Genomic DNA, 26,928 nt, shown 5'->3' with positions numbered 1-26,928 from the left:
ATGCGGACCGCTGCTCTCACTTCGGCAATGGCGTTATCGCTGATCGCGGGCGCGGCTTTTGCGCAGGTCAACGCAAGCGGCGACGGCAACACCGTCCCTCAATTGCAGACACCTGCGGAAGAAACCATCGATATTGGCCTTTCGACCGAAACCATCGCCATTACCTCCAATTTCGGCGGCACGGATCTGACGATTTTCGGCGCGCTGGACAATGCCGACCCGATGATCCAGCGGCAGGGACGCTACGATATTATCGTGGTTTTGCAGGGGCCGGAGCGCAATCTGGTGGTGCGCAAGAAGGAGCGTTATCTGGGCGTCTGGATCAATGCTGATTCAGAGACTTTTCTCGGCGTTCCGTTGTCCTATTCGCTCGCCTCGACGCGCAATCTGCAAGATATTGCGGATGAGAAGATTTACCGCCAGCTTTCGGTCGGCGTCCGCAATTTCTATCTGAACCCGGAAGACCCTTCGAGCCTTTCAGGGAACATTCCGAAATTCGGTACCGAGCTTCGCGAGATGAAAATCCGGCAGGGGCTCTACAGCCAGCGTATTGGCGGTGTGGAATTCGTGTCTCGCACCTTGTTTCGCGCAACGCTCAACCTGCCCGCCAATGTTCCGGTTGGGCGACACAAAGCGCGCGCGCTCCTGTTTCGCAACGGTGTGTTTCTGCGGGAAGCCAATGCCGGTCTCGAAATCGTCAAGGCCGGTCTGGAGCAGAGCGTCTATAACGCCGCCCACCAATATAGCCTGCTCTATGGTTTGTTCGCGGTTTTCCTTGCGGTCTTCACAGGCTGGTTCGGACGTATCCTGTTCCGGAAGGACTAATCATCCGCCATGCAGCGCGCCACGGGCGATTGGATAGACCTTGCCTTGCCCAAGCATATAGGCGCGTAGCGTTTCATCCACGAAAAGGCCGCGAAAGGCCCGATCCAGCACATTGAGCGCGCCGGCATAGGCGCCAAAGGCGGGCATGATCAGCCTTTCGCCATCGCTGACGAAACAAGGGCGGCGCACCGAGCGCCCGCGCCGCACGATGCGTGCAGCCGGATGCAGATGGCCCGCGATCTCACCCTGCCCAAGCTTCCGCGAAGGTTCGTGCCGAAACACCAGCGGTCCAACCGCCAGCTCTTCCACACAATCGCCGGGCAGATCGACCGGACGTTCAGGATCGTGATTGCCCGTGATCCAGAACCAGTCGCGGTGTTCCATCAGCGATTTCAGCCGAATGGCATAAAGCGACGGCAGACGTTCGCTGGCTTTCGGATCATGAAAACTGTCGCCGAGGCTGATGATCGTTTTTGGCTGGTAACGGGCGATCGCCGCAGCCAGCATGTCGAGCGTTGCCGCCGTGTCGTAAGGCGGAATGAGTTGCCCGCGCCGCGCGAAGGATGAACCCTTTTCCATATGCAGATCAGACACGACCAGCATATTCAGATCCGGCAGGAAAAGCGCACCTGACGGATCACAAACGGCAGCAATGCCGCGCACGTCCATATGCGCGAGACTATAGGCTTCGCCATTGCTCCAGACAGCCGTTCTCATTCCATTGCCTCGCGGATGAGATCGTCAGCCGTTTCTTCTAGCAGCATTTCATCGCCCTCGCCTGCCACACGCTCGCGCCCGATTTCCAGCATCACCGGCAGGGCCAGTGGCGAAATACGCTCAAGCGGCTTGTGCAAGAGATGTCCTTTCACGCGCGCCAGCATGTCGCCGAGGCGCTTGATATCGAGAAGTCCTGTCGCGGCATCCGCCCGCGTTGCCTGCAACAAGATATGGTCCGGTTCATGACCGCGCAGGACGTCATAGATCAGATCGGTGGAGACGGTCACCTGCCGCCCGGTCTTTTCCAATCCCGGATGACGCCGCTCGATCAAGCCGGAAATCACGGCGCAATTACGGAAAGTGCGCTTTAAAAGATAGCTTTCGTCGAGCCACGCTTCGAGATCGTCGCCCAGCATGTCCTCATCGAACAGACGTGTGAGATTAAGCGAGCCGGAGCCTATCATCGCGCCCATATCCTTCAGCCCCCACAGGCCCAGCGAATAATCGGTGGCGACGAAGCCCAGAGGATGCGCGCCCACACGCTCCAGACGGCGCGTCAGCAACATGCCTAATGTTTGATGAGCAAGCCTGCCCTCAAACGGATAGGCCACCATGTAGAACCGTCCGCCACGCGGAAAAGTCTCGATCAGCAATTCATCCGTGCGCGGCAGCACGGATTTGAATTCCTGTACTTCCAGCCATTCACGCACCTGCTCGGGCAAAAACTGCCAGCGCGTGCGGTCAGCCAGCATGGCCCGCACCTGCGAAGCGAGATAGGTCGAAAGCGGGAACTTACCGCCCGCATAGACAGGTATCTTCGCATCCTGTCCGGCGGCGTTGGTCGTAATGCATTCGTTTTCGCGAATGCCTTCGAAGCGCAACACCTTTCCGGCGAAAAGGAAAGTATCGCCGGGTGTCATCGTTTCCAGAAAATACTCTTCGATCCGGCCAAGGACCCGGCCGCCATAGGCGCTGGCCTTTTTACCGCCTCGTGTGAGCCTGACGTTCAGCTCCGGCGCTTCAACAATCGTGCCGATGTTCAGGCGATATTGCTGCGCGATCCGCGGATTGGACACCCGCCACGTCCCATCCACCGTCTTGCGGATTTTGGCAAAGCGCTCATAAGTCTTGAGCGCATAACCACCCGTTGCGACAAAATCCAGAATACGATCAAAGCTTTGGCGCGAAAGGTTCATGTAGGGTGCAGCACTGCGCACTTCCGCAAAAAGCTGGTCTGCATTGAATGGTTCAGCGCAAGCCATGCCCAGTACGTGCTGCGCCAGCACATCAAGCGCGCCATCGATCAGCGGCGGCGTATCCTGCGCGCCCAGATAATTGGCGTCGAGTGCGGCACGACACTCCATCACCTCGAAACGGTTAGCGGGCACCAGAATGGCGCGACTCGGTTCGTCCATGCGGTGGTTAGCGCGACCGATACGCTGCGCCAGACGGCTCGCCCCCTTGGGCGCACCGACATGGATCACCAGATCGACATCTCCCCAGTCGATACCAAGATCGAGCGTGGAGGTGGCAACAACAGCCCGCAACGTATTGGCAGCCATGGCCTGCTCGACCTTGCGGCGCTGGCTGGCATCGAGCGAGCCGTGATGCAAGGCAATCGGCAGCGTATCTTCATTGATCCGCCACAGCTCCTGAAACAGCATTTCCGCCTGACTGCGCGTATTCACGAAAAGCAGCGTGGTCCGATGCGCCCGGATCGCCTCATAGACATCTGCAATGGCATAGCGTGCGGAATGACCGGCCCAGGGCACCCTTTCCTCGGAATCGAGAATGGATATTTCCGGCTTCGCGCCACCATCCACCGTCACGAGACCAGCTTTGGGACCAGTGCCGTCCTGTTCCACCAGCCAGCGGCGCAATTGGTCCGGCTCAGCCACAGTCGCGGACAGGCCAATGGTCTGCACTTGCGGTTGCAGACGGCGCAGCCGCGCCAGCCCCAAAGCCAGCAAATGACCGCGCTTGGAAATCACCAGTGAATGCAATTCGTCCAGCACCACATAGCGCAACCCTTTGAAGAACTGATCCGCCCCCTTGGAAGCAATCAGCAAGGCAAGCTGTTCCGGTGTCGTCAGCAGAATATCGGGCGGTGCGAGTTTCTGCCGCTGGCGCTTATGTGCAGGCGTATCGCCAGTGCGGGTCTCGATGGTGATATCAAGCCCCATTTCCTCGACCGGCACTGTCAGGTTGCGATGAATATCGACAGCGAGCGCCTTCAGCGGCGAGATATAAAGCGTATGAACGCCGCGCTTTGCCATGCCCGGCTTTTTACGACCATTTCGTTCCAGATCCACCAACGCGGGCAAGAACCCGGCAAGCGTCTTGCCCGCACCGGTTGGAGCGATCAGCAAGGTTGATTGCCCCTCTTCGGCACGCGCCAGCAATTCCATCTGATGGGCGCGCGGCGACCAGCCCTTGGAACCGAACCATTCGACAAAACGGTCCGGCAGGGCAAAAGCGGCAGATGCGGCGGCGGGTTTCAAATTCATTGTCACGCCCCCAATCTAATAGCCGCGCAGCACCACGCCAAGATGTTTGTTCACTTTTGTTCTCATTTTGTCAGCAATGACGCCGCGCTTCTCTTTTCAGCACGAAGCTGCTGACCTATCTTGGCTTTATGCGCTTCAACCAGCTCTTATGTTCTTCTCCGAAAGGTCTTTATTGCCCGCCCGGCGATTTTTATATCGATCCGGTGCGTCCGGTGGAGCGCGCGCTGATCACCCACGGCCACTCAGACCATGCCCGCGCAGGACACACCCATGTTCTGGCCACGCAGGAAACGCTCGACATCATGCGGCTTCGCTATGGCGAGGGCTTTGCCGAGACCATGCAGGCAATGGCGTTGGGTGAAGCGCTGACGATCAATGGCGTTCGCGTCAGTTTTCACGGCGCTGGCCATGTGCTCGGTTCGGCACAGATCGCCGTTGAGAAAGATGCGACGCGGATCGTTGCATCGGGCGACTACAAGCGCGCTGCCGATCCGACATGCGTGCCATTCGAGCCCGTTAAATGCGATGTCTTCATCACTGAAGCGACATTCGCGCTGCCGGTGTTCCGCCACCCAGACGCATCGCATGAAATCGCAAAGCTTCTGAAATCACTCACCCTCTTTCCCGAGCGCGCGCATCTTGTCGGCGCTTACTCGCTCGGCAAAGCGCAACGCGTGATCAAGCTCATTCGCAATGCAGGCTATAGCGAGCCGATCTACATTCACGGCGCTCTCGAGACATTGTGCGACTATTACCAGATGCGCGGCATCGATCTCGGCCGGCTTGAACCCGCAACATTGGAGCGCGGCGAGAAACAGCCTGATTTTGCGGGCAACATTATTGTCGGCCCGCCAACCGCCTTTTCCGATCGCTGGGCGCGGCGGTTTCCCGATCCGGTTCCGGCTTTTGCCTCCGGCTGGATGCGCATCCGCCAACGCGCCAAGCAACAGGGTATCGAACTGCCACTGATCATCTCCGACCATTGTGACTGGGACGAACTGACGGAGACGATTGCAGAGATCGCACCGGCAGAAGTCTGGGTCACCCATGGGCGGGAGGAGGCTCTGGTTCGCTGGTGCGAATTGCAGAACATCCCGGCAAAGCCGCTGCATCTTATCGGCTATGAAGATGAGGGCGATTGATGCGTGCCTTCGCCGAACTTCTCGACCGTCTGGTTCTGACACCGCAGCGTAACGGCAAGCTGCGCCTGCTTGCTGATTATTTCCGAACGACACCAGACCCCGACCGTGGATTGGCGCTGGCCGCCATCACGCGCGATCTGGAACTGCAAAGTGTGAAACCCGCCATGCTACGCGCCCTGATCGCCGAGCGGACGGACCCGACGCTTTTCGCCTATTCCTATGATTATGTTGGCGATCTGGCCGAAACCATTTCGCTGATCTGGCCCGGCCCCAGCGGGACCTCGCCGGGCACCAATCTGTCGCTCGGCGTGGTGGTGCATGAATTGCAACATGCCTCGCGCCGCGAAGGTCCGATGCTGGTTGCAGGCTGGCTGGATCTTCTCGGCATATCCGAACGCTACGCCCTGCTGAAACTTGTAACCGGTGGCCTGCGCATCGGGGTTTCAGCACGGCTTGCAAAACAGGCGCTCGCCGATTTCGGCGGTGTGGACGTGACGGAGATTGAAGAACTCTGGCATGGCCAGTCACCGCCCTATACGGCTCTTTTCGCCTGGCTTGAAAGGCTTGCCCCTAAACCCGCGGCGACAGCCGATGCGCCTTTCCGCCCCGTAATGCTGGCCACTGCACTGGATGAAGCGGAGCTACCTTCGCTCGACCCCACCGCATTCAGCGCGGAATGGAAATGGGACGGCATCCGTGTGCAAGCCGTTTCGGAAGACGGAACCCGCAAGCTCTACTCACGTACCGGCGATGACATTTCCGGCACTTTTCCAGATGTGCTGGAGGCAATGGACTTTGAAGGCGCCATCGACGGCGAACTTCTCGTCGGTCATCACGGTGAAACAGGCATCGAGACCGCCACTTTCTCGGACCTGCAACAGCGATTGAACCGCAAGACCGTTAGCGCCAAACAGTTGCGCGACTATCCGGCCTTCATCCGCGCCTATGATCTTCTGCAAGAGGGCAACCAGCAATCCGGCGAGGATTTACGCGCCCTGCCCTTTGCCGAGCGCCGCAGGCGACTTGAGGCCTTCGTCAGCCAACTCAACCCGCGCCGGTTTGATCTGTCGCCAGTGCTGCCATTTGCCGATTTCAGTGAACTAGCCGCCTTGCGTGTCAACCCTCCGCACCCGGTCATCGAAGGCGTGATGCTGAAGCGGCATGATAGCGCCTATCTTCCCGGACGCCCCAAGGGACCGTGGTTCAAGTGGAAGCGCGATCCTTTCACCGTCGATGCGGTGGTCGTCTATGCGCAGCGTGGCCATGGCAAGCGTTCGAGCTACTATTCCGATTTCACCTTCGCGGTCTGGACAGGACCGGAGGATGAGCCGGTTCTGGTGCCAGTCGGTAAGGCCTATTTCGGCTTCACCGACGAAGAGCTGAAGCTGCTGGATAAATTTGTCCGCGAAAACACCATCGAGCGCTTCGGTCCGGTGCGTTCGGTCCGCGCAGAACCCGATCACGGGCTGGTCGTGGAAGTGGCTTTCGAAGGACTGAACCGGTCAACCCGTCATAAATCCGGTGTCGCCATGCGTTTTCCGCGCTTCTCGCGCCTGCGCTGGGACAAGCCGCCCCGTGAAGCGGACCGGCTCGAAACGCTGGAAAAGCTGCTGAGCTAACTCAACTCGAAGAGAGAAGAAGAAAAGCCAGCAGCCTTTTGTTTTACAGCAATTATTGTGCGTTTGCCGAAACGCGAATCTCGTAAATATCAACCGGCTTTCCCGATCCCGTCAGATCGGAATTGATTGTGATCACGCCTGCGCGACCCGCCTTCTTGCCGCCTGCGAAATTCAAATCGAACAGAAAGTCGTTGCGCGATTCACCCACGTCATAGCGTCGGCGTCCACAATCGCCAAAACCTGCGAAATCGCAGCTGACCGACATCTGGGTTATCTTGCCGCCATCGGCTTTGGCAATGATGTTGAACGTGGCTGTCTTGCCAGCAAGCTGGTCCAGAATACCCTCGCCGACATCAAAGGTAACCGTATCGCCTTCACCTGAGGATTTCACGCGCGCAAAGCTGGTTGGGCCATCGCGCACGATTTCTGCCGTGGCGCGGCCCTGCACCGACATGCGCGTCGCCTCAGACGGCTGGAAGATGGTGATCCACTTGGCTCCGCCCGGTTCTTCACCATCCTTCAGTGGCGCTCCGCCTCCCTCACCAAGCAAGGGGCTGTTGGATGGGCCACGGCTCAGATCCGTGAAGCTGCTATAGAGCGAATAGCCAATCATGACGGCGACAAACAGCACCAGCGCCGGAATGCCATAGCTATAGAATGGCGAATGGCGCTTCTTCTTACCGCGCTTATCCTTGCGCGATACGCCGCCTTCATAGCCGAGGTCAGCACTACCGCTCTTTTTCTTCGCGGAGCGTGACCGGATATCGCCCGTATCAAGAGCCGGAGCGCTGCCTGGAGCTGCGGTCCCGCCAAGGACAGGATCATTGCGATGGGGCGCATCCAGCGACGGCTCTACCTTGTCTTCGCTCTGGCGCGGTGCAGAGAACTCCTGCTCGATATCGGAGATGGCATCTTTCAGCTTCTGACGGCGCTGTTCTTTTTGGGTATCGTTCAGCGCGGTGTTGGCCGCGAGCGCGCGTTCATGGGCACCCCATGCAGATTCGTAGATACGCTGACGGGTCGCCGGGTTATAGGCATCTGCTTTGGCAAATGCGTTTCTGATGGCGCGTTCTATACTATCCAAAGGCCGCTCGTCCCCGTGTTCGCGTTTCCCGCCTTATGCGCATTCCAAAAGATCCAAACCAACTTTCAGAAAGCGGCTTTTCACAAGCCTCAGCGAATTTAACGTCTGAATCAAGGCATTTAGCCGTTCAATACCCGATTTGGCTACCGGATAAGACCCACCCTCCAGTCAAATATCTACTTTCAACACCCTTTTCCCCGAACCTTTTGTTCGCTGGCTGCACTCTAGCCGATTGAATTTCATGCTGGAATCCCTTCCTTTGCCTGATACGAGACTGGCCCAAAGCACGGCTATTCAGACTATTTCTTCGTCTTAACGGCAGTTTCTTGAACACATCCTACGACTGTTTCGCCGTCCGCAACGGAACCTGCAAAATGGAATCAGACCGAAAACTGGATTTGCAGCGACAGAATCATCCTCAAACGCATCAATGATGTTTGCAACACTGCCGTAGACTGACTTCTCTGCCCGGACGGTTTCGCATTGATACCGGAGACGCTTTCGCTTGGCTCTTCAGGCGAATCTCTCTTAATCTTTCGTATTGCCGTTCCATGCAGGCGTGATACAGATATTACGTTTACGGAAACGTCAATTTTTGAGGAGAATGATATGGCCTTGCCGGATAGTTTGAAGAACAGATTGCGCATTCCTGTTGTCGGCGCGCCCCTATTCATCATTTCACATCCGGCACTTGTGATGGCCCAGTGTAAGGCTGGCATCGTTGGTTCCTTCCCTGCCCTCAATGCGCGCCCGGAGGCGCAACTGGATGAGTGGCTGGCTGAAATCACTGAGGGTCTCGCCGCCCACGACAAGGCCAACCCGGACCGCCCGGCAGCACCTTTCGCGGTCAATCAGATCGTCCACCGTTCCAACAAGCGGCTGGAACATGATCTCGGCCTTTGCGTGAAATACAAAGTGCCGATTGTCATTTCCTCGCTTGGCGCGGTGCCAGAGGTGAATGCTGCAATTCATTCCTATGGCGGCATTGTGCTGCATGATGTCATCAACAATCGCCACGCCAATTCCGCCATTCGCAAAGGCGCGGACGGCCTGATCGCCGTAGCCGCCGGTGCAGGCGGCCATGCCGGGCCACTATCGCCCTTCGCGCTGGTGCAGGAAATCCGGGCATGGTTTGACGGGCCGCTGCTTCTTTCGGGCGCCATCGCCAATGGCCGTTCCATTCTCGCGGCACAGGCCATGGGCGCTGACCTCGCCTATATCGGCTCGCCGTTCATCGCGACGACAGAAGCGCGCGCGGTCGACGCCTACAAGCAAATGATCGTCGATTCGACTGCGGCCGATATCGTCTATTCGAACTATTTTACCGGCATTGCAGGCAATTACCTCAAGCCTTCCATCACCCAGTCTGGCCTGGACCCGGACAATCTGCCTGAGGCCGATCCGTCTAAAATGGATTTTGATCAGGCTCAGAAGGAAGGCGCGAAGGCCTGGAAGGATATCTGGGGCTGCGGACAGGGCATCGGCGCAATTCATGAGGTAGCACCGGCGGGAGTACTGATCGACCGTCTTGAACGTGAATATAAGGAAGCGCGGAGCCGGATCTGCGCAGGCGCTTAAGACGCATTGCGAGCGAGTTTCGAACAGGGCCTCTCCAATGAAAGGCCCTGTTTTCACAAGGTTCAAAACAATCTGACCCTTTGTTCGATTTCGGCCTTGCTTTCCGTTCTGCTTTTGGTTATCAGCGCACCGTCCAGACGGAAACGAATGGGATCTCCTTCGGGAGTTGGAACGAAGGTTCCCGGGCCGCTTTAGCTCAGTTGGTAGAGCACATCATTCGTAATGATGGGGTCAGGTGTTCGAGTCACCTAAGCGGCACCATATTTCGCTAGAAATATGTTATTTTTCAAAAACTTACCTGAAATTACTATCTGCATGTCTACCATACCTCTGGCACATGCCAAGTGATTTTGACGGTTGCACCTAAATGAGCCTTTCCGCTCGCACTCGCATTGCTGGCTCAAGTTCGAGTGAATGGCGCGCTATCTTGTCGAAACAGACAGACGTTGTCTCATTGATGGCGCGCAGGTCCCCATCAAGCGAACCAGCCATTATCTGGCGAAACGTGATTGATGAACGCCCCACCTTCAGCACCTGAGAGCGGATCGTAAGCAAATCCCCGGCGGGCACTTCCTTTTTGTAGTCCATCGTCGAACGCACATCCGCCCAACCGAAACCCTCATCCGGGATTTTCCCGGCTATGTTTCCCAGTAGTTGAAAGCTCGCATCGTCGAACATCCCGGCGTAGTGCCGGACATTCATATGTCCCATGACGTCGCACATCCAAGGATGTGCAACGCCGATAAAAGTCACAAGACCGCTCATCCCGCTACCGACTGATAGCCGCCCAGAAAAGCGGTGAGATTGTCACCCAGCGCATCGCAAAGATAACCACCTTCCTGAACGATGACGGTTGGCAGCCGAAGCTTTGCAATTGCTTCGGCAATGCGTCCGAAACCGCCAGTGGTGACCGACAATCCGCCGAATGGATCACCCTCGAAGGGGTCAAGACCAAGTGCTACCACCAGCGCATCTGGCGCGAAAGCTTCGATACGACGAAAAGCCGTATCGAGCGACACAAGGAACTCGTCATCGCCAGATTTGCGCGGCAGAGGCAGATTGAGGTTGTAGCCGAGACCAGCCCCTTCACCGCGTTCATCGGCATGGCCCCAGAAGAACGGATAGAAGCGCAGCGGATCGGCGTGGATCGAGACTGTCAGCACATCGGGACGCGCATAGAAAATGCCTTGCGTCCCGTTGCCGTGATGCAGATCGACATCGAGGATTGCGACGCGTTCAGCCTTCGAGCGTAGCCGCTGAGCCGCAACCGCCGAATTATTGACGAAACAAAAGCCGCCAGCAACATCGGCAAAGGCATGGTGCCCCGGTGGACGGCAGAGCGCATAGGCCGCCACCTCGCCCGCAAGCACCGCATCGGCGGCGTCAACCGCACTCCAGGCACTCCAGCACACGCTTTCCCATGTGTGTTCGGCTATCGGGCAAGCCGTATCGGCCATGTGATAGCCAACCTGCCCGACGGCGGATGCCGGATAGCGACCGTCGCGCGCCAGCGGATGAATGTTCGGAATGACCTCTTCCGAAGCCTCCTCAATGCGCCGCCAACGCGGATAGATGTGCTGTAAGAACTCCAGATATTCCGGCGTATGAACGGCAGCTATCGGGCCAAGACCGTGATTGTGCGGACGGATAATCTCACAGCCCGCAGCCTTCGCGCCGGAGAGCAGGCGCTCGACGCGCTCCGGTTGCTCGGGGTTTGGCTTCGGCGCGCCGCTGGAAAGAAAGGCTTTCGGGTCGTGACGCTTTTGCTCGACAGCGTAAAAGGCTTTCATGACTGCTCCCTAATTTGCATTGATACGCGCCAGACGGGAAAAATCCTCGCCATAAGCACCATGATCGAGGTCGGCTTCGATCCAGCCAATACCCAGCCGTTGGTAAAATCGTTGCGCGGCAACATTGTCCCGATCCACGGCCAGCCGCAGATAGACGCCGCCGCGTGCTGTCGACCATGATGCAACATGGCGAAGCAAAATCTCACCTACCCGCCGGCCACGAAACCCTTCATCGACATAGAGGTCCTGCACAAAGACACCGGGCTTTCCAAGCCATGTCGAGAAAATCGGGAAGAACAGCGCCAGTCCTGCAAATACCTCGTCCACCTCGGCGATCAGGCTGGTAAAAACCGCGTTGGGACCAAAGCCGTGGCGGCGAAAGTCTTCTACCGTACTGGAGACTTTGTCTGCGGCACCCAGCCCCGCGCCCATCGCGCGGATCGCCTCGTGAATCTGTTCAGCATCGGCAGGCTCGGCGAGCCGGATCACAACGCCCGCTTTGCTATCCAACACAATCTTTGGCATCAGAACGCCACCCTGTCTCCACCCTTCAGGCCCAGATAGTCGCGCGCCTCGTCGGGTGTGGCAACTTCCAGCGACAAGCCGTCAAGGATGCTACGAATGCGCCGCACCTGATCGGCATTGCTCTTGGCCAGTTTTCCCCGCCCGTCATAGAGGCTGTCTTCCAGACCGACACGCACATTGCCGCCCATGGCCGCCGCCATTGTGATCATCGGAATCTGGTGTCGCCCTGCCGCCAGAACCGAGAAGGAATAGTCGTCACCGAACAGCTTGTCTGCAATGCGCTTCATATGCATGAGGTTGTCCGGGTCTGCACCGATACCGCCCAGAATACCGAAGACGAACTGGATGAACAGATGACCGGTCACCAGCCCACGATCACGGAAATGGGCCAGTGAATAGAGATGCCCGACATCATAGCATTCGAACTCGAAGCGCGTACCGCAGCCCTGACCGAGACTGGTCAGAATGCCTTCCATATCCGCGAAGGTGTTCTTGAAGATCGAATGACGCGTTGCCTCCAACAGTTCCGGTTCCCACGCGTGCTTCCACTCGCGTGGCTTGTCGAGGGCTGGAAACAGCGCGAAATTCATCGAGCCCATATTGAGGGAGCACATTTCCGGTTGCGCTTTGAGCGGCGCAGCCAGCCGGTCATCCAGTGTCATCAATGACGAGCCGCCAGTGGAAATATTCACCACCGCCGCAGTCGATTGCTTGATGCGGGGCAGGAACTGCATGAACAGGTCCGGATTGGCGGACGGTCTGCCGTCGCGCGGATCACGGGCATGAAGATGCAGGATCGAAGCGCCCGCTTTTGCCGCCGCAATGGCCTCACTGGCAATCTCCTCCGGCGTAACCGGCAGATGCGGCGACATGGTTGGAGTGTGCACGGAGCCCGTCACTGCGCAGGTGATGATCACCTTGCGCTGTGTTTTCTTCTTCTCTGTCATGATCCGGTTTCCTTATGCGTTCACGGGCAGCTTGAGTTCACGCGCCAGAACCTCCAGCGTATCGCCGAGGATCGCGGTGATCTCGCCGACCTGTTCTCGACTTATGATCATCGGAGGACAGACGAGGAAGTGATCGCCTTCAACACCGCCCCGTGTGCGGCGCGAATAGATGATCAGACCGCGCTCATAGGCAAGATCGACCATGCGCTGATGGGCGTTCAGCTCCTTCGGCAACGGCTTCATGGTTTCAGGATCGGACACGAATTCGGCGGCCAGCAACAACCCCTTGCCACGCACATCACCGATGAACGGGAAGCGCTTCGCCAGTCCTTCCAGCTCGCCCTTCAGCGCTTCGCCCATATGGGCGGCATTGCCGACCAGATCGAGACGATCAATCTCCTGAAGCACCGCCTTGCCTGCCGCGCACGCCAGCGGATTGCCAGCATAAGTGAAGCCGTGCAGGAAGCCGCCAGCATCAAGAACCGGCTGCACGATGCGTCCGGGCGCAGCCATTGCGCCAAGCGGGCAATAACCTGAGGCGAAACCCTTCGAAAGAGCGATGAGATCGGGCTTGCAGTTCCAGTGGTCGCCGCCCAGAAACTTGCCGGTACGTCCTGCACCGCTCATCACCTCGTCGTGGATGAGTAGGATGCCATAACGGTCGCAGATTTCGCGGATACGCGGATAATAGCTGTCGGGCGCGACCAGCGCACCGGTCGATGCTCCACCGATCGGCTCCATGATGAAGGCGAGTACGCTTTCGGGCCCCTCTTCCTGAATCTTCTCCTCCAGCATGTCGGCATACTTCTGGCCGCGCTGTTCCATCGTGAGATTGTCGCGGTCGAGATAGGCAGTCGGAGCCGGGACTTTCGGCATTTCGCGCATGATGGGTGCGAAAGGCTCGCTCAAAGCCGCATAGCCGGTGACAGCCAGCGCCCCAAGCGTACCGCCATGGTAAGACGGAAAACGCGAAATTACTTTCCAGCGTGTGGCCTGCCCGGTCGCAACCGCCCATTGGCGGGCAAGCTTGATGCAGGATTCCACTGCTTCCGAACCACCGGAGACGAAGAAAATCTTGTCCAGACCTTCCGGCATACGTTCGGCGGCCATGCGCGCCAGATCTTCCGCCGGCTCGTTTTCGAAATGGAGCCGATAAGCGAAGGTGACGCGATCCATCTGCTCTTTCATGGCGTCGAGCACGTTGCGATTGCCGTGGCCGATATTGACCACCATCGCGCCGCTCGAGCCGTCGATGACCCGGCGTCCGTCCTGATCCCAGATATAGATTCCTTCGGCACGGTCCACCAGCGGCCTGCGCAGGCGCGACTGGTAGAAAAGATGCGATGCCGGGCGTTCGTTCTGTGCTTTTGTGTTGAGCATGGCGTTACTCTGTCAGCGCTTGAGATATTGGTTGAGAACATTGGCGGTCACACGCTCGACCATGCGGTCGCCACGTTTGAGAGCCGCGACCCACTCGCAGCTTCCGGCGTGGAAAACCTCACCCTTGCCGCGCGGAAAATTGACGATCATGCCGCAGCCGCGCTTGATGCGTTCGACGGCTGCATCGCCATTGTCGCCGATCAGCGTATCGGCCACGAATTTGGCATCGGCATCGGAGAGGAACTGGTCGTCGGCTGGAATATCCGCGCTCTCTTCCTTGAGAGACGACATGCCTAGCGCCAGAATCTGCAATCCATCAGGTGCGCCGCTGCCCTCCTCCGGTTCGGGCAGACCGCCCCGGATCACATAGTCGAGCCCGTCGACCTCATAGCCGAAGGCATGACCGTCAGCGCCCAGGAGGTCACCGTAATAGATGCCGGTTCCCGCAAAGGCCCAATGTTCCGGGCGATAGACCGGAAAACCGCGCACGCCACGCGGGGCGCAACCACCCCAGCCGACATAAAGCCCGCGCAGCGCATTGAGGCCGAAGGTTTCGGCAGCAGGCCGGCCGGCTTCCGTCGCTTCCCAGCAACCGCTGGTGCGCCGTGGATCGGCGGAGCGATAGACCGGGTCTTCAGCGCGGGCGCGATATTTGTAGCAAGTCTGGCGTTTGCCATCATCCTCAAGCCGCGTCTGCCACATGAAGTTGCCCGCAAAACGGGCCGCACGACCGCCGCCATCGACATAATGATCGACGGCATCGCGCATTTCCCATGTCCAGTATTCGTCGTGACCAACAAAGGCCACACAGTCATAACCGTCGAGGATTTCCGGCGAGAAATGCAGCTCATGCTGGCTGGCGAGATCAATCGCAAAGCCTTCCCGTTCAGCCCAGCGGAAGAACAGGCTGTCATAGCTCGCCCAGCCGGATGAGGCATATTTCTTGGAATAGCCATTGGCAAAGGCCCATTCCATATGCGGATAGCGTGGAGGGGCGGCAGGCGGCGTCACAAACTCCAGCGGCACGCGAGGCGCATCGGAGGGCAACAGCGCAAAGCCGCGGCAGAACGGACGCTCGATGCTTACCGTCGTCGCATATTGATCCCCATTCGGCCCGGTAATGCCCTGATAATGGTTGGAACCGCCCCAGGTATTATAGGCCGTCCACGTGCCAGTCGCGGCAACCTGCAGGATACGACCCGGCTTACGGCCTGCCACAGGACGCAGGATGAAAAGATGGTGGCAATGGATCAACTGACCGTCATTGCCTTCGGCTTTCAGCGTGATGCGATAAGCACCGGAAGGCCAGTTCTCGTCCGTCTTGAACGAAAATGTCGTCTCCCAGCCGCAGCCCACAACGGAACATTGGGCTGGCGTTTCCTGCCATTTGCAGTCTATCCTGCGCTTTGAGAATACGGGCTTTTCAACCGCCCCATCGCGCACGATTTCGATATCGAAGCGCGACGCGGTCGCACTCACCTGCAAATGAACCGTTGCGCCCGGCAGATAAGAATAGGCATCGGTGTAGCACCAGATTTCGCCACGCGGCCCGTCCATGCCGGGATATTCGTAATAATGGCCAAGCACGGCTTCGCGTCGCTGCGCCGGGGTCAGTCCGAAATCGGGAAATTCCCCAAAATCGGCAAACCCATTGCCGTTTCTCTCGTTCATGCCATCACCTCACGCAGCCAGATATTTCTTGAGGAAGGAGCGGGTACGCTCCTGCACCGGATTGCTCAAAATCTGATCCGGCGGCCCCTCTTCCACCACCACACCGCCATCCATGAACAGGATGCGATCTGCCACTTCGCCCGCAAATCGCATCTCATGCGTGACGATCAGCATCGTCATATGTTCAGCGGCGAGCTGCTTCATGACGGCATTGACCTCGTCCACCAGCTCGGGATCGAGCGCCGAAGTCGCTTCATCGAACAGCATCACTTTCGGCTGCATGGCGAGCGCACGGGCAATGGCCACACGCTGCTTCTGACCGCCGGACAGCCGCGAGGGGTAGACGTCGACCTTTTCGGCAAGCCCGACCTTCTTCAAAAGCTCCAGCGCCAGTGTACGAGCAGCGTCCTTCGTCATGCCCTTGAGCTTGATGGGGCTGAGCGTGATGTTTTCCAGCACTGTCAGATGTGGAAACAGGTTGAAGTGCTGAAACACCATGCCCATCTGCTGGCGCACGGCATTGATGTGCTTCTCGAAAGCCTGCCCGGTGAGAGGTTGATTGACCTGCATGCCATCAAGCCAGACTTCACCGCCATTCAGCGTTTCAAGATGATTGATCGAGCGCAGAAGCGTGCTCTTGCCGGAACCGCTGGGGCCAATGATGGCGACGATCTGGCCACGCGCCACGGAAAGGTCGATACCTTTCAGCACTTCCAGCTCGCCATAGGCTTTGCGGGCGCCCTTCACTTCGACCATCGGTTTTACGGTTTTGGGGCTGCTCATCGCGTGACCTCCACTTTTCTTTCAATGCGCCGCAGGCTGGCTTCCAGAACCAGATTGACCACGTAGTAGATGGCGGCGATGGTGATGTAGAATTCGAACGGGCTGAAGGTTTCGCTGATGGCAAGCTGCGCGCTGTGCACCAGTTCCGCAATGCCAATGATCGAAACCAGCGACGTATCCTTCAGAAGAACGATCATATTGTTGCCGATGGGCGGGATCGTATTGCGCACCGCCTGCGGGATGACGATGTAGCGCAAAGCCTGACCATGGCTGAAGCCGATGGAACGCGCGCCTTCCATCTGACCCGGATCGACCGCCACGATACCCGCGCGGATGATATCGGCATTATAGACGGCAAAGTGCAGGCTGAGACCGATGATGCCCGCGCCAAGTGCCGGAATATCGATACCGATCTGAACCAGCCCGAAATAGATCAGGAACAGCTGCAACAGAAGCGGCGTTCCCATGAACAGCCACATGAAGAAGCGCACCGGCCATGCGAGAATCTTAGGCGCGTAAAGCACCACCAGTGCAAAGACGATGCCAAGCACGAAGCTGAGGAAAGCCGACGCTACGGTCAGAACCAGCGTCCACCACAGTCCGGTCAGGAGCAGGTCCGTATAGGGAGCGACGATGCTGAAATCGAGAGCTTGCATCCAGTCCTCCCTCACTGCGCCGCGAAGCGCTTGTCGAGAAGATCGACCCCGCGCGCCACGATATAGATGATGATCATGTAGAGAACGGCTGCAACGCCGAAAATCTCGAACGGTTTGTAGGTTGAACCGATGAAACGTTGCGCCGTATAGGTCAGTTCAACCACTGAAATGGTGGAAACCAGCGCAGAGCCCTTCAGGAGCGCAATCGTATTGACACCGAGAGGGCGGATCATCAGCCGGGCTGCCTGCGGCAGCACGACGAACCGCATCGTCTGCCCTCGCCCGAAGCCGATGGAACGGGCAGCTTCGGTCTGGCCGCGATCAACGCTCTGAATTGCGCCGCGGATCGATTCCGACATGTATGCGCCGATATTCAGCCCCAGACCGATGACACCGGCGGCAAACGGCTCCAGATTAATGCCGATCTGTGGACCGCCGAAATAGAGAATGAAGAGCTGCACAAGGCAAGGTGTGCCGCGAAAGACGCTCACATAGGCTGCCGCAAGCCATCGCAGGATGACCGAGCGGGACAGACGCCCGTTAACGAGGACCGTCGCGACCGCCAGACCCAACACCAGGGCCAGAGCAGAAATTTGGACAGTCACCCATGCCGCCTCCAGAAAAAACGGGAGGACGCGCTGCATCAACGCAAAATCCATCGGAAAACTCCGGTCAATCGGTTCTCAACCGGCCCGGACATATGCCGGGCCGGGATGACGTATCAGCGAATATCGCTGCCGACCCATTGCATCGAGATCTTCTCATAGGTGCCGTCGGCCATGATCTCGTCGAGAGCCTTCTGCATCGCAGCCTTCAGCTCTGGATTGTTCTTGCGGATGGCGATGCCGATGGCAACACTGCCGCCTTCGATATCGGGCGTATCGAGCCTGCGAACCTTCTGGCCGGTTTCCTTGATCGCTACCATGACCGGGATGTTGTCGACGACGATGGCGTCGACACGACCGGCATTCAGTTCGAGCATCAGCTCCGGCAGACCCTTATAGGTGCGAATGGTCCAGCCGCCCTGCTCGCGCGCCCATTTTTCATGGGTTTCACCAAGCGTTACGCCCAGTGTCTTGCCCTTGAGATCGTCGAGCTTTTGAACCGCGGAGTCTTCCTTCACGAAAACCGCGCGGCCCGCATGATAGTAAGGTCCCACGAAATCCACGGCCTTCTCGCGTTCCGGCGTAATCGTCATGGAGCCAACCACCGTGTCGAACTTGCCTGCCCGGAGGCCGGCGACAATGCCGTCCCATGCCGTGGTGATAAGCTGCGGCTTGAGCTGCATACGCTCGGCAATCGCCGAACCGATGGAAGCGTCGAAGCCCACGACTTCGTTCTTCTCATTGACGAAATTGAACGGCGGGTACTGGCCGCTCATGGCGATCTTCAGCTCGCCCGCTGCCTTGATCTTTTCAAGATCATCCGCCTGTGCAGGCGCAACCGCAAAAACTGCGGTGGCGGCAATCGCGGCAGCGGCAATGAAACCCGTGAATTTGTTAAACATGCTGTTCCCGACTTCCTTTTGTTTGTTTTTCTTGAGGCTTTTTGATGCCTTCCAATATTCATGATTGCTTTTATGGATGCATTTCGCAAATAGATAATGGGAATAGATTGCATAGATTTCATGAATGGATGACCCCATGTCGCTGCATCGCCCTGAACGCCTTGTCTGGGATCTGGACTGGAACCTTCTGCGCAGTTTTGTGGTAATCGCGGAGGTAAAAAGCATCACCCGCGCGGCAGAGCGTCTCAACCTCAAACAACCAAGCGTAAGCAATGCGTTGCGCCGATTGGAAGACCGCATCGGCCAGCGGCTGGTGGAGCGCGACGCAACCCGTTTTGAGCTGACAGACGTTGGTAAACTGCTTTACGAACAGAGCATTGAGGTCTTCGGCGCCATTTCACAGCTGCCGCAACTGGTGCGCGGTGTCGGTGACAATGTGACTGGCCATGTCACCATCTCTGTCGCCAGCCACATCATATCGCCGATCTTCGATCAGGCGCTCGCGCTGTTTCATGAACAGCATCCCAATGCAACACTGACGATCAACGTATCTGCCAGTACAGAAGTCGCGCGGCTTGTGCGCGAGAAGCGCGCTTCTTTCGGCCTTGGTCTGGTGAGTAATCGCGACCCCGCGCTCGACTACACCATGGTCTATCGTGAGTTCTTCGGGTTTTTCTGCGGGCCCCGGCACCGGATGTTCGGCCAGTCCGGACTGACCCTTGCCGATCTGAAGGGAGAACCATCGGTTTCGTTCCAGACCGATCATATTGCAGACGCGCTGCGACCCGTAGCCCTGTTGCGCAGTGAGGCGCGACTTTCACCGGATGTGGTCGGCACCTCGTCGAGCCTCGAGGAAGTGCGCCGGATGATCATCACCGGGCTTGGCATCGGCCCACTTCCATTGCATGTCGCGCGACGCGAGATCGATGACGGCCTTCTCTGGCGTCTGCCGCCTTACGACAACCCGCCAGCCATCGATGTTTTCCTGATCCACAATCCTGAAGCCAACCTCAACAAGGCGGAGAAGGCCATGCTGGCCGGACTGAAATCTATCATTGCATCAACGCCCCTTGAGGAGCGCATCTACCAGGATTGAGCCCCAAGCCCCTATCGTCATGGCTGCGCAAGCAGCGTTTCATGATAGGACCAGAACTCGTCTATGAAGCGTTGAGCCAGGCTGTTATCGGGGCCATTACTGCGGCGAATGACCAGAAACCCAGCATCGACGAAGCTCGTGAAAGGCCGGATCACCACGCCGCGTCCGCGAAAATCCGTTGCCGACGACGGATCGATGATCGTTATGCCAACACCTTCGGCCACAAGCGTCAGCGCCGTATGCGACAAGCGTGTCTCAATGGTGGCCGACCGTGGAATGCGCGCAAGCGCAACCTCGACGCGCATGGCAAACAGCGACCCCGGCTCCAGCGTGATCATACGTTCATCAGCGAGATCATCCGGCGAAACCTCCGGATATTCTGCGAGACGATGCCCCAGCGGGACAGCGACAACCGCCGGTATCGCCCGGGTTTCAATATTGAAACCGGGTCTGTCGAGCGGACCATCGGCAAAACCGAGATCGACCTGACCCGATGCGACGGCCTCAACAACCATCGCCGAAGGAATGCCATTGAGAGAGGCATGGATATTGGGCCTTTCCTTGAGAAAGCGGGCAAGGAAGCGCGGCATGATCCCGTTTGCAAGCGCAGGCATGGCCGCGATCCGCAGCATGCCCGCATTCTGACGGCTGATCTCGTCGGCGAAACTCCGGATGCGATTGAGCCCGACATAAGCCCGCTCCACCTCCTGCAACAGCGTCATAGCCGCCTGTGTTGGGACCAACTGGTTTCCGCGACGGTTGAAGAGCTTGAGTTTCGTGTCGATCTCAAAGTCGCGGATCAGGCGGCTCACGGCGGGCTGAGTGATCGACATCAGTTCCGCTGCAGCCGTCATTTTTCCAGTCAGCATGACGGTTCGGAACGCTTCGACCTGACGCAGGTTCATGTTTCACCATAATATTTGGTTATGCTCTGGGCTTCATTTCGAATTTGACTGTATTGAGCCCCGCTGTCAAACCACTCCCATAAACGTATCGGCGCGACGAAAGCACCGGACATAAAAAGGGAACAATGCAGTTGGGTGCGGTCAGCGCATATCTCGATTTGATGGGTTTTGCCGAAGACGGCTGGGGCTATGATATGCTCCGGGCCACGGGCATGACACTCGCAGTAGCCTTTTGCGGTTTCGCGGCAGGCGCACTATTCGGCATGATTGCCGCTGCCGCTTCATTCTCATCACAGCGCATTCTCAGAATCGCGGCTGACGGCTATTCGACGGTGCTTCGCGGCATCCCCGACCTTCTGGTCATTTATCTGTTCTATTTCGGCAGCAGCGCCGTGTTGAGCCAGATTGGCGCGTTGTTCGGCGGACAAGGTTTCGTCAGTGCGCCAATCTTCATCACCGGCGCACTGGCAATCGGTGTGGTATCGGGCGCATATCAGGCCGAAGTCTATCGCGGCGCGGTGCTTGCACTCCCCAAAGGCGAAATCGAGGCTGCCAAAGCCTATGGCATGCCGCAGCGTTTGCTGTTTCGCCGCATCATGGTTCCACAGGCGGCGCGCTTCGCCATTCCGGGCATCGGCAATGTGTGGCAGCTCGTCTTGAAGGAATCCGCACTGATCTCGGTCGTTGGACTGGTTGAACTGATGCGTCAGGCGCAAATCGGCGCTGGATCAACCCGCAAGCCATTCACCTTCTTCCTGACCGCCGGGCTGCTTTATCTCGTCATCACATTCGCATCGGGCTTGCTGTTCAAGAACGCCGAAAGACGCGCCATGCGCGGCATCCGGAGGGCGGTATGAGCTTTCTCGACCTTCCATTCATGTTCGACAGTTTCGTTCAGCTCTGTCGCGGTATCCCGCTGACGCTTCAACTGATGGCGCTATCAGTCATCAGCGGTGCCGTGCTGGCCACCATACTGGCTACGATGCGTCTGTCGGGCAATCTGGTACTGGACCTCATTGCGCGAGGTTATATCTTCGTGCTGCGCGGCACCCCGCTGCTGGTCCAGCTCTACATAATCTATTACGGTCTCAGCCAGTTTCCCGAACTGCGCCGGAGTTTTCTCTGGCCGTTTCTGCGCGAACCCTATTGGTGCGCGGTGCTGGCTCTGGCGCTCAATACAGCTGCCTATAGCGCCGAAATCATACGTGGCGGCGTTCTGTCGGTCGCGACCGGGCAGATCGAAGCGGCGCGCGCTTATGGCATGAGCGGTTTTACACTCGTCCGTCGCATTCTGGCCCCGCAGGCTCTGCGGCAGATGCTGCCCGCCTATTCGAACGAAGTCATCTTGATGGTGAAGTCCACCGCGCTGGCATCAACCATCACCATGATGGAAGTGACAGGGCTGGCAGCCAAGCTGATTTCTGCCACCTATCGGCCGGTCGAAGTCTTCATCTGCGCAGGCGCGATCTATCTCCTCCTGAACTTCGTAGTCACCAGAATCTTCAAACTGCTGGAATACCGCTTGTCGGCGGCCCAGCGTCAGCCTGTCATCGTGCATGCCGCCGGAGGAAACTCATAATGCAACGTTTCGAAACGCCTGCGGTCGAGATCAATAACCTCGAAAAATGCTACGGCGCGCACAAGGTTCTGCATTCAGTTTCCTTGCAGGCCCACCAGGGTGAAGTCATCTCCATTCTGGGAGCATCAGGATCCGGCAAATCCACACTGCTGCGCTGCATCAATATGCTGGAAGTGCCGGATGCGGGCAGCGTGGCTATTCACGGTGAAGCGTATAAGCTCGACCAACAGCCGGGACGTGCGCCTCGTCCTGCTGATGCGCAACAGGTTCAGCGGCTGCGCGGTCAGGCGACGATGGTGTTTCAGTCGTTCAATCTGTGGTCGCACCTGACCATTCTTGAAAATCTGATCGAAGCGCCTGTGTACGTGCAGAAGCGAAACCGGTCGGAGTGCATTGCCGAAGCCGAAGCACTGCTGGAGCGGGTCGGCATAGCCGATAAGCGCAACTTCTATCCCGCGCATCTTTCTGGTGGCCAACAGCAACGCGCCGCAATTGCCCGCGCGTTAGCAATGCGCCCAAAGATCATGCTGTTCGATGAACCAACCTCTGCGCTCGACCCCGAACTGGTGGCCGAGGTGTTGAAAGTCATGCGCGATCTGGCGGCAGAGGGGCGCACCATGCTGGTCGTGACCCACGAGATGGGCTTCGCCCGCGATGTTTCTAGCCGTGTCGTGTTTCTGCGCCAGGGCGTGATTGAAGAAGAAGGCACGCCCGACGAGGTTTTTGGAAACCCCAAAAGCGAACGGTTCCGGCAATTCATTTCCAAACAAAACGCGTGAACCGATCAATCGGTTTTCTAACAGAGGTGAACATATGAAACTGAAATTCGTCCTTTCCGTCCTCGGCGTTCTCGCCGTTGCCCCGACCGCGCATGCCGAAGATGTCGTGCGCATCGCGACCGAAGGTGCTTATGCACCGTGGAATTTCTCCGGCCCGAACGGTGTGCTGGAGGGCTTCGAGATTGATCTCGCCAAAGACCTTTGCGAGCGCCTGAAAGCGAAATGCGAAATCACCGCTCAGAACTGGGACGGCATCATTCCATCGCTGACCGCTGGCAAGTATGATGCCATCATGGCGGGTATGAGCATCACGCCGAAGCGTGAGGAAGTGATTGCGTTTTCGTCGCCTTATGCGGCAGCCATCAACTCCTTCGCAGTCATGGATGACAGCGACCTCGCCGATCTGCCGGAAGGCGGCAAGCCGCTGAATGTCGATTCCGATGCGGCCAAGCCTGTGCTCGAGGAAATCGCCAAGAAAATCAACGGCAAGACCGTTGGCGTTCAGGGTTCCACAACCGCTTCAGCCTTCATGGAACAGTATTTCAAGGATGGTGCGGATGTTCGTGAGTACAAGACCGCAGAGGAACACAATTTCGACCTGACCAGCGGTCGCGTGGATGCGGTTGTAGCCAATGCCACAGTTCTTGCGGCTGCGCTGGAAAAGGATGACATGAAGGGTGCCAAGCTGGCCGGCCCGCTGTTTTCGGGCAAGGTCTTCGGCATGATCGGTGTCGGTCTGCGCAAGGAAGATACCGCCCTGAAGGGTCGCTTCGATACTGCCATTCAGGCAGCGATTGCCGACGGCACGGTGAAGAAGCTTTCCGAGAAGTGGTTCAAGGTGGACGTAAGCCCGCAAAACTGAGCCGACGCAATCGGGCCTGACTCTCGTCAGGCCCAACACTGACGACGCTGTGACAACAGATTGAATTTACGAATGCGCAGATTGCCGGACCAAAACATAATCATTATCGGAGCGGGACTGGTTGGCTCTGCCATCGCCTGGGGTCTCGCCCGATCCGGTCTGCGTCCAATGCTTCTCGATGGGGAAGACCTGTCCCTGCGCGCATCCCGTGCCAATTTCGCGCTCATCTGGGTACAAGGCAAAGGCGTAGGCGCACCACACTATGCCCGTTGGACAATGCAATCTGCGCGCCTGTGGCCCGCTTTCGCAGACGAGTTGCGGGATGTGACCGGGCTTGATGTGGCGTTGAAACAGACTGGTGCCTTTACCTTCTGCCTAGACCAGCGCGAGCTTCAAATATTTGCCGAAGACGTCGCGACGGTGGCGCGGGAACTTGGCAATGACGCCCCGGAACATGTTGTGCTCGACCATCAGGAAACGGCCAGAATGGTCCCCTCCATTGGCCGGGGTGTGATCGGTTCAATCTATTCACCGATGGACGGCGACGTGAATTCACTGCGCCTGTTTCGCGCCTTGCATACGGGCATGATCAAACTCGGCGCGTCCTACGAACCGCATTGTGAAGTCTCGTCCATCACCCCGCAAAACGGCGGCTTTCTCCTGAGTGGCACATGGGGTGAAGTCTTCACGGAACGCGTCATTCTGGCTGCGGGCAACGGCAATGCAGAGCTTGCAAAGAGTGTCGGTCTCAATGCGCCGGTTGTGCGCAGCAAAGGCCAAATTCTTGTAACGGAGAAATGCGCGCCCTTCTTCCCCTATACAGCGGCCACGCTGCGGCAGGCGGATGAAGGCGGCGTGATGATCGGCGACAGTCAGGAAACCCATACGGACCGGATCGCCACCAATCAGGATATCAGCGCGGTGCTGGCCAACAGGGCAGTGCGGACATTCCCGCATCTGGCCGATGTCAATGTCATTCGCAGTTGGGCCGGGTTTCGGGTCAAGACACCGGACGGCATGCCGATTTACGAACAATCCGAAAGCCACCCGGGCGCTTACGCCGTCATGTGCCATTCCGGCGTCACACTCGCAGCCAACCACGCCCTGATCGTGGCGCAGGAAATAGCAGCCGATGCCAAACAACTTGCTGGTAATGCGTTCTCCGGCCGGAGGTTTCATGTCTCCTAAAATGTTCCTTAAAACTGAGACACCAGAGGAAACCGTGACGATCACATTCGATGCGCGCACCTTGACGGTGCCTGCCAATGTAACTGTCGCCGCAGCGCTGCTTGGAGAGGGTATCAACCGGCTCAGAAACAGCGTCGTTGGTGATCAGCCGCGAGCCCCCTATTGTCTGATGGGCATCTGTTTTGAATGTCTGGTCACCATTGATGGTGTGCAGAACCGCCAGGCGTGCATGACGCCCGTGGTCGATGGAATGGTCATTTCTTCACAGACCGGCGCACGTCGGGTGGAACCATGATCACCATGCTCAAGAGAATTTCCGATATTCATGCGCTCGACGCAGCCTATGATCTCGCCATTATCGGCGCCGGACCGGCGGGGATGTCGGCCGCCGCAGAGGCATGCGCCGCTGGTGCTAACGTGGTTCTGTTCGACGAAAACCCAGCCGCAGGCGGCCAGATTTACCGTGGCATTGAACACAATACGACTGCCCGCAGACCGTTTCTCGGCACCGATTACTGGCGGGGCAAAGAAGTCCTGAAAGCATTCATCGCCAGCAAGGCCACCTATGTGCCGCAGGCCCTCGTCTGGAGTGTGGAGCCACAGGATGGCGACAACAACGGCGTTGATCTGCGCGTATCGGTAAGTGGCAAGAGCGGGATTGTTTCAGCGCGCCGCGTGATCTTCGCGACCGGCGCCATGGAGCGTCCGATGCCTGTCAGGGGCTGGACATTGCCGGGTGTTATGACCGTCGGCGCAGCACAGATTGCACTGAAGGCTTCCGGCATCCTGCCAAACGGAAGTGTGGTTCTGGCGGGAACAGGCCCGCTGCTCTACATGTTCGCCGCGCAGCTGTTGCAGGCTGGTGGCAAGGTCGCAGCATTGCTCGATACGACGCTTGGCGCAAATTACGTGAAAGCTGCACCGAACCTGCCTTCATTCCTTTTCTCGCCCTATGCTTTTAAGGGGCTCTCCCTGCTTTTGAAGGTGCGTAAGTCAGTGCCGGTCTATTCCGGTGTGACAGACATCGCCATTGAAGGAAAAAACGAAGCAGAAGCGATCTGCTTTTCGGCAAAAGGCAAGACACACAGGCTTGCTGTCGATAGCGTCTTCCTGCATCAGGGTGTGATCCCCAACAACAATCTCGCCAATGCTTCCGGCTGCGCTCTGGTTTGGAACGACGGACAGAAGTGTTTTCAACCGCAGCTCGACGGCAACGGGCGTTCGTCCATACCGGCCATCTACATTGCTGGTGACGGCAGCGGCATTGGTGGTGCATTGGTTGCCGAGCAGAGCGGGCGTATCGCTGCGCTCGCGGCCTGTCAGGATATCTTTCCGGCACTGGCAACATCGTTGGCGTCAAAAATCGTAAAGCTGCAGGCGCAGGCGCGACGGGCCGAACGCGGGCGATCCTTTATCGACGCGCTTTATCTGCCTGCACAGGCGTTTCGCGCACCGGCGGACAGAGACACGATTGTCTGCCGTTGCGAGGAAGTGACTGCAGGTGCAATCCGCGACGCGGCGGCCTGCAATATTGCCGGACCCAACCAGCTGAAAACCATGTTTCGCTGCGGCATGGGTCCCTGTCAGGGCCGCATGTGCAGTTCCACCGTCACGGAAATTCTGGCCGAGGTGCAAAACCGTGCGCCTCAAACAGTCGGTTTCTATCGTCTGCGCGCGCCGGTGAAACCGGTGCCGCTCAGCGAAATCGCAGCACTACCCCAACCCCCCGATGCTGTCTTCGCCGTTACCGGCGAGCAACCGGATAACTCCCCAACCATCTGAAAGGAT

The 26,928-nt window shown here is 58.0% G+C and carries 26 protein-coding genes and 1 tRNA gene; 13 read left to right on the top strand and 14 right to left on the bottom strand.

The annotated features are described in order from the left end of the window. Positions 1 to 825, top strand: coding sequence for a TIGR02186 family protein (locus tag QBD01_RS10490; protein ID WP_280992734.1), 825 nt, complete (start codon positions 1 to 3; stop codon positions 823 to 825). Here QBD01_RS10490 and pdeM read toward each other — a convergent pair whose 3' ends face one another. Further along, positions 826 to 1,542: a ligase-associated DNA damage response endonuclease PdeM gene (gene pdeM, locus QBD01_RS10485; RefSeq protein WP_280992733.1), complete on the bottom strand. Its 717-nt coding sequence runs from the start codon at positions 1,540 to 1,542 to the stop codon at positions 826 to 828. After that, a complete protein-coding gene (locus QBD01_RS10480; protein WP_280992732.1) occupies positions 1,539 to 4,055 on the bottom strand; it encodes a ligase-associated DNA damage response DEXH box helicase in 2,517 nt (838 codons plus the stop codon). The genes pdeM and QBD01_RS10480 overlap by 4 nt, the downstream gene beginning before the upstream one ends. A 122-nt stretch (positions 4,056 to 4,177) precedes the next feature. Here QBD01_RS10480 and QBD01_RS10475 point away from each other — a divergent pair, with 122 nt between their 5' ends. Beyond that, complete coding sequence (locus QBD01_RS10475) at positions 4,178 to 5,191, top strand: ligase-associated DNA damage response exonuclease (RefSeq protein ID WP_280992731.1); 1,014 nt, start codon at positions 4,178 to 4,180, stop codon at positions 5,189 to 5,191. Further along, positions 5,191 to 6,810, top strand: a complete 1,620-nt coding sequence (locus tag QBD01_RS10470) for a cisplatin damage response ATP-dependent DNA ligase (protein ID WP_280992730.1) — start codon at positions 5,191 to 5,193, stop codon at positions 6,808 to 6,810. Before QBD01_RS10475 ends, QBD01_RS10470 begins: the two co-directional genes overlap by 1 nt. A gap of 52 nt (positions 6,811 to 6,862) precedes the next feature. On the opposite strand, the gene QBD01_RS10465 is transcribed toward QBD01_RS10470, so the two are convergent. Next, positions 6,863 to 7,894 carry a hypothetical protein gene (locus QBD01_RS10465; protein WP_280992729.1) on the bottom strand — a complete coding sequence of 344 codons (1,032 nt, stop codon included), beginning with the start codon at positions 7,892 to 7,894 and terminating at the stop codon, positions 6,863 to 6,865. A gap of 609 nt (positions 7,895 to 8,503) precedes the next feature. Here QBD01_RS10465 and QBD01_RS10460 point away from each other — a divergent pair. Both QBD01_RS10460 and QBD01_RS10455 read left to right on the top strand, forming a co-directional pair. Continuing rightward, entirely contained in the window at positions 8,504 to 9,472 is a 969-nt protein-coding gene (locus QBD01_RS10460) for a nitronate monooxygenase family protein (protein ID WP_280992728.1), read from the top strand. A 185-nt stretch (positions 9,473 to 9,657) separates the two neighbouring features. After that, a tRNA-Thr gene (locus QBD01_RS10455) sits at positions 9,658 to 9,733 on the top strand. 102 nt (positions 9,734 to 9,835) lie between these two features. Here QBD01_RS10455 and QBD01_RS10450 read toward each other — a convergent pair. The 10 genes from QBD01_RS10450 to QBD01_RS10405 all read right to left on the bottom strand — a co-directional run bounded on the left by QBD01_RS10450 (position 9,836) and on the right by QBD01_RS10405 (position 18,731). Continuing rightward, positions 9,836 to 10,237, bottom strand: a complete 402-nt coding sequence (locus QBD01_RS10450) for an acyl-CoA thioesterase (RefSeq protein WP_280992727.1) — start codon at positions 10,235 to 10,237, stop codon at positions 9,836 to 9,838. Next, on the bottom strand, positions 10,234 to 11,262 hold the full coding sequence (locus QBD01_RS10445; RefSeq protein WP_280992726.1) for a histone deacetylase family protein: 1,029 nt from the start codon (positions 11,260 to 11,262) through the stop codon (positions 10,234 to 10,236). The genes QBD01_RS10450 and QBD01_RS10445 overlap by 4 nt, the downstream gene beginning before the upstream one ends. A gap of 9 nt (positions 11,263 to 11,271) precedes the next feature. Continuing rightward, positions 11,272 to 11,787, bottom strand: coding sequence for a GNAT family N-acetyltransferase (locus QBD01_RS10440; protein ID WP_280992725.1), 516 nt, complete (start codon positions 11,785 to 11,787; stop codon positions 11,272 to 11,274). Continuing rightward, the gene (locus tag QBD01_RS10435; protein WP_280992724.1) at positions 11,787 to 12,734 is read right to left on the bottom strand and encodes a 3-keto-5-aminohexanoate cleavage protein; all 948 of its coding nucleotides are present in this window, start codon (positions 12,732 to 12,734) and stop codon (positions 11,787 to 11,789) included. Before QBD01_RS10435 ends, QBD01_RS10440 begins: the two co-directional genes overlap by 1 nt. A gap of 12 nt (positions 12,735 to 12,746) precedes the next feature. Further along, a complete protein-coding gene (locus tag QBD01_RS10430) occupies positions 12,747 to 14,114 on the bottom strand; it encodes an aspartate aminotransferase family protein (RefSeq protein WP_280992723.1) in 1,368 nt (455 codons plus the stop codon). Positions 14,115 to 14,126: 12 nt separating this feature from the next. After that, entirely contained in the window at positions 14,127 to 15,785 is a 1,659-nt protein-coding gene (locus QBD01_RS10425; protein ID WP_280992722.1) for a N,N-dimethylformamidase beta subunit family domain-containing protein, read from the bottom strand. A gap of 9 nt (positions 15,786 to 15,794) precedes the next feature. Beyond that, entirely contained in the window at positions 15,795 to 16,541 is a 747-nt protein-coding gene (locus QBD01_RS10420; RefSeq protein WP_280992873.1) for an amino acid ABC transporter ATP-binding protein, read from the bottom strand. Between the two features lie 23 nt (positions 16,542 to 16,564). Beyond that, positions 16,565 to 17,224, bottom strand: a complete 660-nt coding sequence (locus tag QBD01_RS10415) for an amino acid ABC transporter permease (protein WP_128093730.1) — start codon at positions 17,222 to 17,224, stop codon at positions 16,565 to 16,567. A gap of 11 nt (positions 17,225 to 17,235) precedes the next feature. Beyond that, positions 17,236 to 17,883: an amino acid ABC transporter permease gene (locus QBD01_RS10410; RefSeq protein ID WP_280992721.1), complete on the bottom strand. Its 648-nt coding sequence runs from the start codon at positions 17,881 to 17,883 to the stop codon at positions 17,236 to 17,238. Between the two features lie 62 nt (positions 17,884 to 17,945). Further along, the gene (locus tag QBD01_RS10405; protein ID WP_151588933.1) at positions 17,946 to 18,731 is read right to left on the bottom strand and encodes an ABC transporter substrate-binding protein; all 786 of its coding nucleotides are present in this window, start codon (positions 18,729 to 18,731) and stop codon (positions 17,946 to 17,948) included. Between the two features lie 136 nt (positions 18,732 to 18,867). Between QBD01_RS10405 and QBD01_RS10400 the strand changes: the two genes are divergently transcribed. Continuing rightward, positions 18,868 to 19,827 (top strand): LysR family transcriptional regulator, encoded by a 960-nt coding sequence (locus QBD01_RS10400; RefSeq protein ID WP_280992720.1) that lies wholly within the window; start codon positions 18,868 to 18,870, stop codon positions 19,825 to 19,827. A gap of 17 nt (positions 19,828 to 19,844) precedes the next feature. Here QBD01_RS10400 and QBD01_RS10395 read toward each other — a convergent pair whose 3' ends face one another. Next, entirely contained in the window at positions 19,845 to 20,732 is an 888-nt protein-coding gene (locus tag QBD01_RS10395; protein ID WP_280992719.1) for a LysR substrate-binding domain-containing protein, read from the bottom strand. Positions 20,733 to 20,893: 161 nt separating this feature from the next. Here QBD01_RS10395 and QBD01_RS10390 point away from each other — a divergent pair, with 161 nt between their 5' ends. From QBD01_RS10390 to QBD01_RS10360, 7 genes are all read left to right on the top strand, one after another. Next, a complete protein-coding gene (locus QBD01_RS10390) occupies positions 20,894 to 21,589 on the top strand; it encodes an ABC transporter permease subunit (RefSeq protein ID WP_280992872.1) in 696 nt (231 codons plus the stop codon). Continuing rightward, a complete protein-coding gene (locus QBD01_RS10385) occupies positions 21,586 to 22,311 on the top strand; it encodes an ABC transporter permease (protein ID WP_078340562.1) in 726 nt (241 codons plus the stop codon). Before QBD01_RS10390 ends, QBD01_RS10385 begins: the two co-directional genes overlap by 4 nt. After that, positions 22,311 to 23,090, top strand: coding sequence for an ATP-binding cassette domain-containing protein (locus QBD01_RS10380; protein ID WP_280992718.1), 780 nt, complete (start codon positions 22,311 to 22,313; stop codon positions 23,088 to 23,090). The genes QBD01_RS10385 and QBD01_RS10380 overlap by 1 nt, the downstream gene beginning before the upstream one ends. A 34-nt stretch (positions 23,091 to 23,124) precedes the next feature. After that, the gene (locus tag QBD01_RS10375; RefSeq protein ID WP_280992717.1) at positions 23,125 to 23,952 is read left to right on the top strand and encodes a lysine/arginine/ornithine ABC transporter substrate-binding protein; all 828 of its coding nucleotides are present in this window, start codon (positions 23,125 to 23,127) and stop codon (positions 23,950 to 23,952) included. A gap of 72 nt (positions 23,953 to 24,024) precedes the next feature. Beyond that, positions 24,025 to 25,140 (top strand): FAD-dependent oxidoreductase, encoded by a 1,116-nt coding sequence (locus QBD01_RS10370; protein WP_280992716.1) that lies wholly within the window; start codon positions 24,025 to 24,027, stop codon positions 25,138 to 25,140. Between the two features lies 1 nt (position 25,141). Then, the gene (locus QBD01_RS10365; RefSeq protein ID WP_078340566.1) at positions 25,142 to 25,435 is read left to right on the top strand and encodes a (2Fe-2S)-binding protein; all 294 of its coding nucleotides are present in this window, start codon (positions 25,142 to 25,144) and stop codon (positions 25,433 to 25,435) included. Beyond that, complete coding sequence (locus QBD01_RS10360; protein WP_280992715.1) at positions 25,432 to 26,922, top strand: NAD(P)/FAD-dependent oxidoreductase; 1,491 nt, start codon at positions 25,432 to 25,434, stop codon at positions 26,920 to 26,922. Before QBD01_RS10365 ends, QBD01_RS10360 begins: the two co-directional genes overlap by 4 nt. The last annotated feature ends 6 nt before the right edge of the window (positions 26,923 to 26,928 follow it).

Source organism: Ochrobactrum sp. 19YEA23, assembly GCF_029909865.1.
Taxonomy (GTDB): domain Bacteria; phylum Pseudomonadota; class Alphaproteobacteria; order Rhizobiales; family Rhizobiaceae; genus Brucella; species Brucella gambitense.
The sequence above is the reverse complement of the archived record's forward strand: the minus strand, read 5'-3'. Positions and strand labels throughout refer to the sequence as shown.